16 protein-coding genes are annotated in these 13,450 nt (G+C 41.0%); 3 read left to right on the forward strand and 13 right to left on the reverse strand.

All coding sequences use genetic code 11. The features are described 5' to 3' along the window. The first annotated feature begins 42 nt into the window (after positions 1–42). Both ACH784_RS11070 and ACH784_RS11075 read left to right on the forward strand, forming a co-directional pair. Positions 43–627 carry a glutathione peroxidase gene (locus tag ACH784_RS11070; protein ID WP_404390166.1) on the forward strand — a complete coding sequence of 195 codons (585 nt, stop codon included), beginning with the start codon at positions 43–45 and terminating at the stop codon, positions 625–627. Next, positions 593–1,573: a 2-hydroxyacid dehydrogenase gene (locus tag ACH784_RS11075; RefSeq protein WP_404395246.1), complete on the forward strand. Its 981-nt coding sequence runs from the start codon at positions 593–595 to the stop codon at positions 1,571–1,573. Before ACH784_RS11070 ends, ACH784_RS11075 begins: the two co-directional genes overlap by 35 nt. A gap of 1 nt (position 1,574) precedes the next feature. Here ACH784_RS11075 and ACH784_RS11080 read toward each other — a convergent pair whose 3' ends face one another. From ACH784_RS11080 to rpoE, 11 genes are all read right to left on the reverse strand, one after another. After that, positions 1,575–2,423 carry a kinase gene (locus tag ACH784_RS11080; protein WP_404390168.1) on the reverse strand — a complete coding sequence of 283 codons (849 nt, stop codon included), beginning with the start codon at positions 2,421–2,423 and terminating at the stop codon, positions 1,575–1,577. Between the two features lie 69 nt (positions 2,424–2,492). After that, complete coding sequence (pdxJ, locus tag ACH784_RS11085) at positions 2,493–3,230, reverse strand: pyridoxine 5'-phosphate synthase (RefSeq protein WP_404390170.1); 738 nt, start codon at positions 3,228–3,230, stop codon at positions 2,493–2,495. 4 nt (positions 3,231–3,234) lie between these two features. Next, positions 3,235–3,924, reverse strand: a complete 690-nt coding sequence (gene recO / locus ACH784_RS11090; RefSeq protein ID WP_404390172.1) for a DNA repair protein RecO — start codon at positions 3,922–3,924, stop codon at positions 3,235–3,237. Then, positions 3,925–4,824, reverse strand: coding sequence for a GTPase Era (gene era / locus ACH784_RS11095; protein ID WP_138562540.1), 900 nt, complete (start codon positions 4,822–4,824; stop codon positions 3,925–3,927). It lies immediately after the preceding gene. After that, the gene (rnc, locus tag ACH784_RS11100; protein ID WP_404390175.1) at positions 4,814–5,491 is read right to left on the reverse strand and encodes a ribonuclease III; all 678 of its coding nucleotides are present in this window, start codon (positions 5,489–5,491) and stop codon (positions 4,814–4,816) included. Before rnc ends, era begins: the two co-directional genes overlap by 11 nt. Before the next feature lies 1 nt (position 5,492). Continuing rightward, a complete protein-coding gene (gene lepB, locus ACH784_RS11105; protein ID WP_404390177.1) occupies positions 5,493–6,428 on the reverse strand; it encodes a signal peptidase I in 936 nt (311 codons plus the stop codon). A gap of 12 nt (positions 6,429–6,440) precedes the next feature. Continuing rightward, the gene (lepA, locus tag ACH784_RS11110; protein WP_404390179.1) at positions 6,441–8,228 is read right to left on the reverse strand and encodes a translation elongation factor 4; all 1,788 of its coding nucleotides are present in this window, start codon (positions 8,226–8,228) and stop codon (positions 6,441–6,443) included. Positions 8,229–8,297: 69 nt separating this feature from the next. Beyond that, a complete protein-coding gene (locus ACH784_RS11115) occupies positions 8,298–8,747 on the reverse strand; it encodes a SoxR reducing system RseC family protein (RefSeq protein WP_404390181.1) in 450 nt (149 codons plus the stop codon). Next, positions 8,744–9,694 (reverse strand): MucB/RseB C-terminal domain-containing protein, encoded by a 951-nt coding sequence (locus tag ACH784_RS11120; RefSeq protein ID WP_404390183.1) that lies wholly within the window; start codon positions 9,692–9,694, stop codon positions 8,744–8,746. The genes ACH784_RS11115 and ACH784_RS11120 overlap by 4 nt, the downstream gene beginning before the upstream one ends. Next, positions 9,694–10,299: a sigma-E factor negative regulatory protein gene (locus tag ACH784_RS11125; protein WP_404390185.1), complete on the reverse strand. Its 606-nt coding sequence runs from the start codon at positions 10,297–10,299 to the stop codon at positions 9,694–9,696. Before ACH784_RS11125 ends, ACH784_RS11120 begins: the two co-directional genes overlap by 1 nt. A 2-nt stretch (positions 10,300–10,301) precedes the next feature. Continuing rightward, positions 10,302–10,883, reverse strand: a complete 582-nt coding sequence (gene rpoE / locus ACH784_RS11130; RefSeq protein ID WP_058030117.1) for an RNA polymerase sigma factor RpoE — start codon at positions 10,881–10,883, stop codon at positions 10,302–10,304. A 237-nt stretch (positions 10,884–11,120) separates the two neighbouring features. Here rpoE and nadB point away from each other — a divergent pair, with 237 nt between their 5' ends. Continuing rightward, a complete protein-coding gene (gene nadB, locus ACH784_RS11135; RefSeq protein ID WP_404390188.1) occupies positions 11,121–12,716 on the forward strand; it encodes an L-aspartate oxidase in 1,596 nt (531 codons plus the stop codon). Between the two features lie 30 nt (positions 12,717–12,746). On the opposite strand, the gene ACH784_RS11140 is transcribed toward nadB, so the two are convergent. Both ACH784_RS11140 and ACH784_RS11145 read right to left on the reverse strand, forming a co-directional pair. Beyond that, positions 12,747–13,172, reverse strand: a complete 426-nt coding sequence (locus ACH784_RS11140) for a hypothetical protein (RefSeq protein ID WP_404390190.1) — start codon at positions 13,170–13,172, stop codon at positions 12,747–12,749. Continuing rightward, positions 13,153–13,404 (reverse strand): succinate dehydrogenase assembly factor 2, encoded by a 252-nt coding sequence (locus ACH784_RS11145; RefSeq protein ID WP_404390192.1) that lies wholly within the window; start codon positions 13,402–13,404, stop codon positions 13,153–13,155. Before ACH784_RS11145 ends, ACH784_RS11140 begins: the two co-directional genes overlap by 20 nt. Between the last annotated feature and the right edge of the window lie 46 nt (positions 13,405–13,450).

The raw sequence follows: 13,450 nt of genomic DNA on the forward strand, positions 1-13,450 counted from the left end.
AGGGTATGAAGATTGGAGCTTTTATACCCAAGACGCTTGGGTATGGCAAATGAAATAGACACATGCGGATTAAAAATAAAAAGCAATCTACTCGCTTTGGATGTATTAATTATGGATAACATTTATAGATACAGTATTGATTTACTTAATGGCAAAAAACTTCCAATGAGTACCTTTGAAGGTAAAACCCTGCTCATCGTAAACATTGCCAGTAAATGCAGTTTTGCAAACCAAGTTGCCGGATTAGAATCTCTCTACAAAGAATACAAAAAAGATGGTTTTGAAATATTAGCAGTGCCCTGTGATCAATTTGGTCATAGCGAGCCTTTATCAGGTGAGCCTTTACTCGATTCTTATAACAAGTACTTCACTGCCAGCTTTTATATTTCTCAAAAACATCATGTGCTTGGCCCTGATGCGCACCCTATTTTTAACTATTTGAAAACGCATACACGTGGCATAGTGCAAAATCGGGCAATTAAATGGAATTTCACTAAGTTTTTAGTAAACTCAAAAGGTGAACTCGTCGCACGTTATGCGCCTAGAACTAAACCAGAATCACTAAAAACCGCTATTGAGAGTCAGCTTTATGATGAAAGTCGCCTTGTTCAGCTCGCAAAGGTATGAACAACCCTATTTCGAACACGCATTATCAACTACCAGCAATATTAGCGTCTCACATTTTAGCGAAGCATTAAATGTGCAAACTGCACCGCTATGTTCGGGCTTTCAAGCTGTCTGCGCCTTTGTAAACGATGACTTATCAAGCCCTGTATTAGAATTATTAGCTGAGCAGGGTATACGCTGTATCGCATTAAGATGCGCAGGCTTTAATAATGTTGATATAGCATGCGCTAAAAAACTCGGGATCAGCGTGGTTCGTGTACCGGCCTACAGCCCTGAAGCCGTTGCAGAACACTGTGTTGCCTTAATGCTAACGCTCAGTCGTAAAACCCATAAAGCTTATAACCGAGTGAGAGAAGATAACTTCGACCTAAATGGCTTGCTCGGTTTTAATCTACATAAAAAAACGGTCGGTATTGTTGGTGCGGGGAAGATTGGCCAAGCCCTGATCCGAATTCTCAATGGCTTTGGTGCGGAAGTTTTAGTCTTTGACCCTAACGTTGGCGAAGGTTCATATACTCAAGTTAGCCTAGATATGTTACTGGCCCAAAGTGACATCATTTCGTTGCACTGCCCTTTAAATGAAGCAACTCATCATATCATTGATGAAGCCGCATTTAATAAAATGCAAGACGGTGTCATGCTCATTAATACTAGTCGTGGTGCGCTCATAGATACTCAAGCCTGTATTCAAGCACTTAAATCAAGAAAATTAGGTTACTTGGGACTAGATGTCTATGAACAAGAATCTGAGTTGTTCTTCAAAAATCGCAGTGAAGAAATTTTGCAAGATGACTTATTCGCTCGCTTAGTGAGTTTTCCGAATGTACTTATTACAGGTCATCAAGGTTTCTTCACAGAAGAAGCACTGGAGCAAATTGCTGATGTGACAGTTGGTAACTTGTGTGACTTTAGTCAAAACAAACCACTATTGAATGAAGTGAGTTAACCTAAACTAAGTTTAAGTAGACACTAAATTGTCGGTTTTCATCAAGCTTGATGTGCAAGTCGCTACATGCACTCAAGCTTTCAATACCCCAACGCGTTAATCGCTCAAAATACTGAATAAATTCAGTGACTTCTTCGTCACTCATGCCAGTTCCTGCTCGATTTATCAGCTGATGTTCTTGCTGCAAACGCCAACTGTAAACACGCTCGAAGCTTTGCGCATTCAAAAAGACTAATTTATCGAAAAGTGCGAACAAGGCTTGATAATCATCCACTAAAAACTGGTTCACTCGAGCACGATACTTCCCATTTGAGTCTTTCGTTGCTTCAAGATTATTCACCGGCCTATTTAACTGTGCTGCACTTTGAGGCATTAACCCAAGGCACCAACCTTCAAAAATAAGCACCTTGGGCTTATTTGTGCATTTTAACCAGTTAGCACTGCTATATGGCTCATCGGTCGCTTTATTAAAACGAGGCAGGATAAAATCCTCACTATTTTTAAATCGCTTTACTTGCTCAATAGCAAAAGAAACATCGTGCGTACCTGGCACGCCTCGTACTTTGAAAAGTGGATGGTATTGAATAGCTCGCTCTGCTCTTTGTGCTTTTGATAAATAAAAGTCGTCTAAAGAAACAATCTCAGTGGCAATACCTTGGCTCTCTAAGTATGCCTTTAAATACTCCGATAGTGTTGACTTACCGCTGCCCTGAGCACCATTAATGGCTAAACAAAATGGGCTCTTTTGATGTGATAATACTGGCTCTAACCAGTCGATCACACACTGCACATTTTCTGGGTAACTTTTTAAAAGAGTATGTTTCTCTAAAAAATCTGTTTGCCAGCGCATATTGACCTCTTTTGAATGAAACACATATAGAAAAGGCCGCATGGGCGGCCTTTTAGAGTAAGTGTAAGCTTATAAAGCTTGTCTTGCTTCTAACATGATACGTTTCATATCACGCACGGCTTTTTCAAGACCGTCAATCGCAGCGCGTGCAATGATGGCGTGACCAATGTTTAGCTCATAGATTTCAGGCATTTCAGCAATCGGCTTTACATTGTGGTAATGCAGACCATGACCTGCATTCACTATGATCCCTAAACTATGTGCATATTTCACGCCTTCACGAATACGCTCAAGCTCTTGTGTCATTTCTTTGTCTGTTTCAGCATCAGTATAAGCACCTGTATGGATCTCAATGTAAGGTGCCCCCGTTGCTTTTGCAGCATCAATTTGTGCTTTATCTGCATCAATGAATAACGATACTTTAATACCCGCAGCTTCTAGTTTGCTTACAGCGTCAGTGATTGCTGCTTGGTGTGAAATTACATCAAGGCCGCCTTCAGTGGTTAATTCTTCACGCTTTTCAGGTACTAGGCACACATATGCGGGCTTCACTTCAAGCGCGATATTGATCATTTCTTCAGTCAGCGCGATTTCAAGATTCATACGAGTTTGAATGGTTTTTGCCATTACATAGACATCTCGGTCTTGAATATGACGCCTGTCTTCTCGTAAATGGATGGTAATACCATCAGCACCGGCATGCTCAGCAACCGCTGCCGCATGTGCAGGGTCTGGATAACTGGTACCACGAGCTTGTCTAAGCGTTGCAATATGGTCGACGTTAACGCCTAATAAAATATCTTTCATTGCCTTACCTTGATAAAAATAATTCTCGACTCTTTAAAGCCTTGTTTCCTAAAAGTGGTTTTAATAAATACCGACTTAAATACTTTGCAGGTTTGCGCACCTCAGGATCTGCAAACTCCCCCCTTGCCATACGGTTAAGTACTTTACCATTAAACCCCATTTGCGGGTTGTCGGTTACAACAAAGCCTAATTCTGGAATATATTGGTAATAATATTTATCTTTTATCTCATCACCATCGGCATCCATGTCAAACTCCACCCCAAACCCTAAAGCTTCAAGTAACTGATACTCATACGAACGTAATACGGGTTCGAAGTCATTACAGTCTACTAATTGTTTTAGGTGTTTTTGATATAGTTCGTAAATATATTCTTGTGGCTCACTGGCTGGGATCACTCTATAACTGAGCTCATTCAAATAAAAAGCACAATATAGCGGCTTGCCTTTTAAAGGAAGTGGGTTTTGTACTAATTCGAATTGATTTAAATATTTAAGGTCGTAGTTGCCAGCATAACGGCACAAAATTGGGGTGAATGGTTGAAGTTGGGCACTGTGTTTAACAGACTGTTTGCCTTTGAGTCTGGCCAACATGGTTAGATGGCCGACACCTTCAACAAGCATACTTAGCATGGCCTGAGAGTCACTATAAGGACGTCTATGCAGCAAGTAAGCTTGTCGAAAGTCGTTATGCAATCAGTCTTCTCCGTAGCCTAGAGAGCGAAGTGCACGCTCATCGTCAGCCCAGCCAGACTTCACTTTTACCCAAAGTTCAAGAAATACTTTGTTATCAAGCATATCTTCAAGGTCTTTACGCGCTTCGCGACCGATAACTTTAAGCTTTTCACCTTTATTACCGATTACCATACGCTTTTGTGATTGACGTTCAACTAAGATCAAGCCATTGATCTGCCAAACGCCATTGTCTTGCCACTTAAACTGTTCTATTTCTACGGTCACAGAGTAAGGAAGTTCGTCACCCATGAAACGCATGAGCTTTTCACGAATGATTTCTGCAGCTAAGAATCGCATTGAACGATCGGTAACGTAATCCTCTGGGAAGTAAAACTCACATGCAGGAAGGCGTTTACGAACTTCATCTTTCACTAAATCGATATTTTTACCGTTCTTAGCAGAAATTGGTACGATGCCAACAAAGTTGCCTTGCTCACTCAACCACTGCATATGTGGAAGCACGGCTTCTTTGTCTTTTACGTTATCCGTTTTATTCATAACGATAAGCACTGGACGACCACTGTCTTGGACTTTTTTTAGTACCATTTCATCGTCTTTCGTCCACAGCGTGCCTTCAACCACAAAAATGATCAGTTCCACATCACCAATTGAGCTTGATGCTGCACGGTTCATTAAACGGTTAATCGCACGTTTTTCTTCAATATGAAGACCCGGCGTGTCGACATAAACGGCTTGGTAGTTGTCTTCCGTATGAATACCCATAATGCGGTGACGGGTAGTCTGCGGTTTACGCGAGGTGATACTGACTTTTTGTTCAACAATTTTGTTTAGTAACGTTGATTTACCCACATTAGGGCGACCAACGATTGCGATCATGCCGCAGTGCGTATTAGGCGTCATTCTTTAATATCTTCAATGCTTGCTCTGCTGCTTTTTGTTCCGCCTTACGACGTGAACTGCCCACAGAAATAATGCTTTCCATCCCTTCCACGTCACATTCAACCGTGAATGTCTGGTTATGTGCCTGACCTTTCGTGTCGATCACAGTGTAATTTGGTAAAGGCAGTTTACGAGCCTGTAGAAATTCTTGCAGTAATGTTTTCGGATCTTTTTGGTTATGACCCGGAGAAATTGCCGCTAAACGAGATTCGTACCAAGTTAAAATAAGCTTAGTACAAGAATCGATATCTGAATCTAAGAAAACAGCACCAATGATCGCCTCAACAGCGTCGGCTAGTGTCGATTCGCGTCTAAAACCACCACTTTTTAACTCACCAGGCCCTAAACGCAGGTAATCACCTAAATTAAACTCAACACCAAATTCAGCTAACGTTTGACCGCGTACAAGCGTCGAACGCATGCGACTTAGATCACCTTCACGTGCTTTAGGAAACTTTTTATATAACGCATCGGCAATTACAAAACTCAAAATTGAGTCGCCAAGAAATTCTAAACGCTCGTTATGCTGGCCTTTATGACTACGGTGAGTCATTGCTTGCTCAAGCAATGACTCATCGCTAAATTCATAACCTATTTTTTTATATAATTCTGCTACACTTCTTTTCATTTTATTGAATATTACCTAGGCGTTCAAAACGAACACCGGTTGGAACCCACCCTGGTAGAAGGCTATCTGGGCCATTATCAAAATCAAAACTCATCCAAATAAATACTGCTTTGCCCACTAAGTTTTCTTTAGGAACAAAGCCCCACATACGGCCATCTTGACTGTTATTACGGTTATCACCCATCACAAAATAGCTGTCTTTTGGCACAACCCACTCGTCTTTACGAGTACCCGATTGCTGGTAATAACGGTCAGTAGATTCAAGCGCTTGTGGATTAATAAGAATATCATGCTGAGCACCAGGTAAGTCTTCAGTCAGTCTTACCAATGGCATTGGGCCTTGCATAAACTCATCACGATTCACAATATCAAGCGCAATCTTATTATATTCACCACATACTAGATTATCAGTACGTTCTTGCCCTGCTTCACAATTTGGTTTTATGAATAACTGGCGGTTACGATACACAATGCTATCACCTGGAAGGCCAATAACGCGCTTGATGAAATCAATACGCTCATCTAACGGAAATTTAAATACCGTTATGTCACCACGCTCTGGTTCGCCCACTTCAATCATTTGTGAACGCCAAACCGGATCTTTGATGCCATACGCATACTTTTGCACCAAAATAAAATCGCCATCTAATAACGTCGGCATCATAGAGCCTGATGGAATTTGAAATGGTTCAAAAATAAACGAACGGAAAATGGTGATTGCGGCAATCATTGGGAAGATTGACTTCGCACCTTCAACAATGGCAGGCTCAGGTGCAATCTGCGCAATCACGTCATCATCAAGTTGAGTTTGCGTGGCACCTTGCGCCAACGCAATTCGTTCTTTTCGCTTTGGTGCAAACATGTAATGGTCAACTAACCAAACTAAACCTGACCCTAAAGTCAGAAGCACCAAGAATACAGAAAAATAGCCTGCCATTTAAAAGTCCTGTTATTTACCTACTTTAAGAATTGCTAAGAATGCATCTTGAGGCACTTCAACGTTACCCAATTGCTTCATTCGCTTCTTACCTTCTTTTTGTTTTTGAAGTAGCTTCTTCTTACGACTCACATCACCACCGTAACACTTCGCGATTACGTTTTTACGTAACTGCTTAACTGTTGTACGTGCGATAACATGTGTACCAATTGCTGCTTGGATCGCAATATCGAACATCTGACGAGGAATAAGCTCTTTCAACGCATCAGCCAATTGACGACCACGCTGCTGTGAGCCTTCACGGTGTGCGATAATTGCCAATGCATCGACACGGTCGCCGTTAATTAGAATATCAACCCTAACCATATCAGAAGCTTGGAAACGCTTAAAGTTATAATCTAGTGACGCAAAACCACGACTCGTTGACTTAAGCTTATCAAAAAAGTCCATCACTACCTCAGCCATTGGTAACTCATAAGTCACTGCAACTTGGTTACCGTGGTAAGCCATCTTAGTTTGAACACCACGCTTCTCAATACATAACGTAATTACATTACCAAGGTACTCTTGAGGAACAAGGATATTTGCTTCAACAATCGGTTCACGAATTTCAATGATGTCATTCACCGCAGGTAGTTCAGATGGGTTATCGATTTGAATAACACCTTCTTTTGTTTCTACCTCATATACTACCGTTGGCGCAGTAGTGATAAGGTCCATGTTATATTCACGCTCAAGACGTTCTTGAATAATTTCCATGTGTAGCATACCTAAGAAGCCAACACGGAAACCAAAACCAAGTGCCGTTGAGTTTTCAGGCTCGAAGAATAATGACGCATCATTTAGGCTTAGTTTATTAAGCGCATCACGGAAAGCATCATATTCGTCTGAAGCAATCGGGAACATACCCGCGTATACCTGTGGCTTAACGCGTTGGAAACCAGGTAAGCGTTCAGGCGCTGCATTTTGTGTCAGGGTGATTGTGTCACCTACAGGTGCACCATGGATATCTTTAATACCCGCAATCACAAAGCCTACTTCACCAGTTTTCAACACTCCCGTGTTTGTCTGCTTAGGCGTGAAAATACCAACATGATCAGCAATGTGTGTTTGATCTGTTGACATAATCTTGATTTTATCACCTTTACGTAATTCACCGTGTTTAATACGTACCAGTGATACAACACCTTGGTATGGGTCAAACCATGAATCGATAATAAGCGCTTGAAGAGGTGCTTCAGGGTTGCCTACTGGCGGTGGTACATCGCGTACAATATTTTCTAGTACGTCTTTAATACCAATACCTGTTTTTGCTGAACATTGAACGGCTTCTAACGCGTCAATACCCACGATTTCTTCAATTTCTTCAGCTACGCGAAGTGGATCAGCTTGAGGTAAGTCAATTTTGTTTAAAATTGGAATAACTTCTAAGTCCATTTCAATCGCGGTGTAGCAGTTTGCAAGAGTTTGTGCTTCTACACCTTGACCCGCATCTACAACTAATAGTGCACCTTCACACGCCGCAAGTGAACGTGATACTTCATAGGTGAAGTCAACGTGTCCTGGCGTATCAATGAAGTTAAGTTGGTAAGTTTCACCATCATCAGCCGTGTAGTTTAACGTTACACTCTGAGCTTTGATTGTGATACCACGCTCACGTTCGATGTCCATCGAATCCAGAACTTGCTGCTGCATTTCACGATCTGTTAAACCACCACAGACTTGGATTAAGCGGTCAGACAAAGTTGATTTGCCATGGTCGATATGGGCGATAATAGAAAAGTTACGGATATGCTTCATATTTCTGGATTCTAAACTTCTTAAGTCATTAAATTAGATATTAGGGTGGGATTTTACATTTTATTTGCGCTAATCACCATCTATTTGCTTCACAGAGAAACTAATTGGGTAAATTTTTACCACTTTTACTTGGTGTTTAATGCGGCTAACTCGATAACGTGCCACTAAAAACCCCAACACACCACCCATGAGCGCAAACAAAATCTGTAATGGTTCAGATAAATTTAACAACAGCGCGCCAATAAACATCATCATAAATGCGCCCATTAACGGTGCCATATAGACCCAAGCGCCATGATTTACTAACTGACTGTCATCAAGAGAGAGTTTTATTTTTTGACCTACTTCTACTGATTCATTCAGGTCAATGGGAAAGAGTTTCTTTTGTGTACCAAAAAGGCGGCTAAAAATTTGTGAGCCACATTTACCATTACACCCTTCACAGGCTGGTTTTGGTTCGGCTTGAAGATAAGCGGTTGTGCCGCGAATTTTCGCGACACTCAAGGTTTGTTCTATCATAGAGCTCGTTTTACAGACTCAGCAATGCTCTTCGCTGTTTGCGGTGGAATTTTACCTACCACAGATACGTCAAAAGCACCTGAGTTGTGAACATAAACAGTCGTTGCGCCTGATGATAACGCGCCACTCGGTCTTTTACCAGCAAGTGGTCTTTGCACAAACACTGAAAATTCAACTAACCCGTCTGAAAATAAATAATAATCTGCAAGCTCATTATTTAAATCTAATTTATGTCTATCGGCTTTTAACAAGGCGAAGCCTTGCGGTAACCAATCAATTTGCCAATTTGCAGTCCCTTTATCTGTTTCAACCACATTTTGCAGATCAACTGGATCGGGGAAGTCTTTACTCAATAGCTCAACCAATTGCTGAGCAGGCTCAGGGGTTACGCTAATATGTGTCAATTGAAGTTGCTCTAACAGTTCGCCAGCTTGGTTTACGTATGCCGCTTTAAGGAGCAATGAAGATTCAGTATCAATCCACAGCCAATAGTTATATTTGCCACTGTCTTTTGACTCTAAACGCACCAATTGAGCAGGACGACCCGCTATGCGACCTTTTCCACCAAGAACAAAGTCATAGTCTTGATCTAATACCGCAATATCTTTAAACAGAACTTCAGGAATTGGCCCAGCTATTGTGTCTGTTTTTATTGAATAAGGGGCTGACTGTGGTTCGAAATAAGTAACTTTATCATCAACACGAACGATTTCGAGCCCTGCGCCGTTTAGTAGGCTTAAGAGTTCAAGTTCTTGACTTTCGTGTAGAGCATGTAACCAACGGTAAGGTTCCATGCCCTTTTCTTTCATCACCACAAAGGATGCATCAAAGTTTCTTTGATGAACTGCAGTGGCCATATTTTGTAGTAACTGCTTTGCAGTTGGGGATTCAGAAGCCTGAGCCGCAACTGCAAAAAATAAGCTAACTAGAAAGATAAACTGCTTCATTAATTAGTTTCTTTATTCTCGTCTGTTTGCTCAGATTTAGCCTGATGTAAAGCTTGTGCCATTCTAGACTGACGTTGGTGTTCTAATACTAACGCACCAATACGCTGTTGTTGTAATTCTCTGACACCTTGTTGAGCACTTTGTAATGCACTGCCCTCAGATGAAAAGCTCACTGGAGAAACACCACCAGCAACAGGAATAGACTGAAGAACTGGCAAGTCATCACCAACTACAGGTGCTTGTTGCATGGTGTTAACACCTAATACAGCGACTAAAGCGACACTCGCTGCAATTGCAATTTGAGTGAATGGCTTTTTCCAACTGCTAATGCTCACTACATTTGAAGACTCTGGTTGGCTAACCACTTCTTCAATGCCTTTTACATTATGACAAGGTTCATCTGCAAGTGCAGCAGCAACACTGGCTGTTATATCGATAGTCACTGCATTGTCGCTTTTAGCTCTTAATGCATCACCTATCATGGCATAGCGTGAGAATTTTTCAGCATCTAATTGGCTTAAGCTCGCATCATCTAATAGGCGCTCACCATCGAATATTTCTGACGTGCTTAATTGTTCGTTCTCAGCTTTATTAGCTTGGGCCATATTTAAGACTCACTAATCATTGGGTTTAAATTATTATCAATTGCTTCACGCGCTCTGAAGATTCGAGATCTGACTGTTCCAACAGGACAATCCATAATCACGGCGATTTCTTCATAGCTCATACCCTCTATTTCTCTCAGGGTAATTGCCGTTTTCAAGTCATCAGGCAAGCCATCTATGGTTTTATAAATAACTGCTTTGACTTCATCACTCAGCAATAAATTCTCGGGTGATGCATTTGAACGAAGCGAATCTGCGTTATCGTAGAGTTCAGCTTCTTCAGCATCAATATCGTTGGCTGGCGGTTTACGACCTTGAGCCACCAAATAATTTTTAGAACAGTTAACCGCAATACGATATAGCCATGTATAAAATGCACTCTCGCCTCTAAAATTAGGCAGCGCACGATACGCTTTTATAAACGCTTCTTGAGCTACATCAGCAATATCGCTTTGATTTGATACATATCGTGAGATAAGACCGGCGATTCTGTTTTGATATTTGGCAACTAAGAGGTTGAAGGCGTTTTTATCTCCTTGCTGTACCCGCTTAACCAATGCTAAATCCAATTCCTGCTCGCTCATTCGAGCCGGTACTCCTCTTTTTTATAATTGTAACTAAATGTGAGTTGCCATCATTCACAGCAATTGAGACACACTAATAAATAAAAAGTTCTGTTTTTTTGAAATTTTTTTTAAAATATCGTTCAAACGCCTAAAATAACCTCTTTTGAAAAGTCTATTTTGGCCTAACGTTCGTACTTTTACGATCATAGTACACTTTGTTAGTGTACATCACATAGAAAAAACGAAGATTCAAATATGAAACAAATCAATAACCATGATACCGACGTTGTTGTCATTGGTAGTGGTGCTGCCGGATTGAGCCTTGCTCTTTCACTCGCTGACAGTTGTCGTGTAACTGTGATCAGTAAAGGGTCATTAAAAGAAGGGTCTACACTTTATGCTCAAGGCGGCATAGCTGCGGTTTTTGATAAAAAGAATGACAGTATTGAATCGCACGTTGAAGATACGCTTGCAGCCGGTGGTGGTTTATGTGATAGAGATGCGGTTTATTACACAGCAAGCAATGCTAAGGCTTGCTTAAAGTGGTTAATTGAACAAGGCGTCCCTTTCGATATGGAGTTTGATAGCAAAGGAAAAGAACGTTATCACCTCACCAGAGAAGGCGGTCACAGTCACAGACGTATTCTGCATGCGGCAGATGCAACCGGAAAAGCTGTGCAAACAACCCTAGTCAGCCAAGTTCAAGCGCATAAAAATATCAGATTACTTGAAAATTATAATGCTATTGATTTAGTTACTGATACTGACTGCCCTACTCAACCTGTTAAAGGCGTCTACGTTTACAACCGTATTGAAGACAAAGTAGAAACCATTTCAGCAAAGTTTGTTGCATTAGCAACGGGTGGAGCAAGCAAAGTTTATCTGTACACTTCCAACCCTGATGTATCAAGTGGTGACGGTATTGCAATGGCATGGCGTGCCGGTTGTCGCGTTGCGAATATGGAGTTTAATCAATTCCACCCAACGAGTCTTTATCATCCCGAATTACAGAATTTCTTGATCACTGAAGCAATGCGCGGTGAAGGCGCCCACTTAAAGCGCCCTGATGGTACACGCTTTATGCCTGATTTTGATGAGCGTGAAGAGCTCGCCCCTCGTGACATTGTTGCCAGAGCGATAGACTTCGAAATGAAGCGTTTAGGTGCCAACTGTGTTTATCTCGATATATCTCATAAAGATAAAGATTTTATTATTGAACATTTCCCTACCATTTATGCAAAATGCTTAAGTGTAGGTCTAGATATTACTAAGGAAGCCATTCCAGTAGTGCCTGCTGCACATTATACCTGCGGTGGTGTCATGACGGACTTTAATGGTAAGACCGACTTGCAAAACCTATATGCCATCGGCGAAGTAGCTTACACAGGTTTACATGGTGCAAATCGAATGGCAAGCAACTCGCTACTTGAATGTATTGTTTTTGCTCACGCTGCAGCTAAAGATATTTTATCTAAATTACGCGATGCAGCAGATCCTTCACCGATTAAACAATGGGATGAAAGCCAAGTAGGCAATTCAGACGAAGAAGTTGTTATCACTCACAACTGGCACGAACTAAGATTATTTATGTGGGACTATGTCGGTATTGTGCGTTCAACGAAGCGCTTAGAACGCGCTTTAAGACGGGTTGAGTTATTACAACAAGAGATCCAAGAATATTATGCAAATTTCAGAGTCAGCAACAACTTGTTAGAACTTAGAAACTTGGTCCAAGTAGCTGAATTAATCATTCGTAGTGCATTAGAGCGTAAAGAGAGCCGAGGCCTACATTACACGCTTGATTTCCCGGAGCAAAACGACAGCCCTACTCCAACAGTGTTAAAACCTTAATATTCAAAGATATCTACGAAGAAAGAGCGTCTATCGCTCTTTCTGCTCTTGGAGCAATGCAACTCTACATAAACGCTTCCAATCTTGTTCTGTCATAGAAGAGGCAACAAAGTTTACAGTCTTACGCTTCGATAAAGGATCTTTTATCTTTAATGACAACACTGAGAACATTAATTCAGCAGCAATAATGTGCCCAGAAACAATTGTATCAGCATGAATCTCTAGGTAATGATTTTTACAATCTAGCAGCAAAAATCCATGACTAGGCGTGGTAGTCAAAGTCCATTTATTCAGAAGATATAAAGTCGCAATTGCAGCAAGAGAAATGAATAAGAATGAAATTAAATGTGGAAAAATATTGAATGTGATAAAACAAATAATCAACAAGATCAGAGCCATTGCCTTGAAATCTTGCTGATTATTGTCAAATAGGATTTTATACTTTGACTCGGCCAAGTATAAATTGCACCATTTTATTTAGTTCAGCATCAGGACACTTTTCATGGCCCATAAACCAAGCAAATAAATCTGGGTCTTCAACTTCAAGTAAACGCTGAAATACTAGCTTATCTGCATCGGGTAACTCGTCAAAAGCTTCATCCACAAATGGCCCTAACAATACGTCTAATTCTAACATGCCCCTTCTGCAAGCCCATTTTAGTCGTGATTTTGGAAAAAGCTGAGTCATCTATAACCTCAAGGTAATTATGATTTTCTATGCCACTGAGTATATA

The organism is Pseudoalteromonas phenolica, from assembly GCF_044788725.1.
In the GTDB taxonomy this organism is placed as follows: Bacteria; Pseudomonadota; Gammaproteobacteria; order Enterobacterales; family Alteromonadaceae; genus Pseudoalteromonas; species Pseudoalteromonas phenolica_C.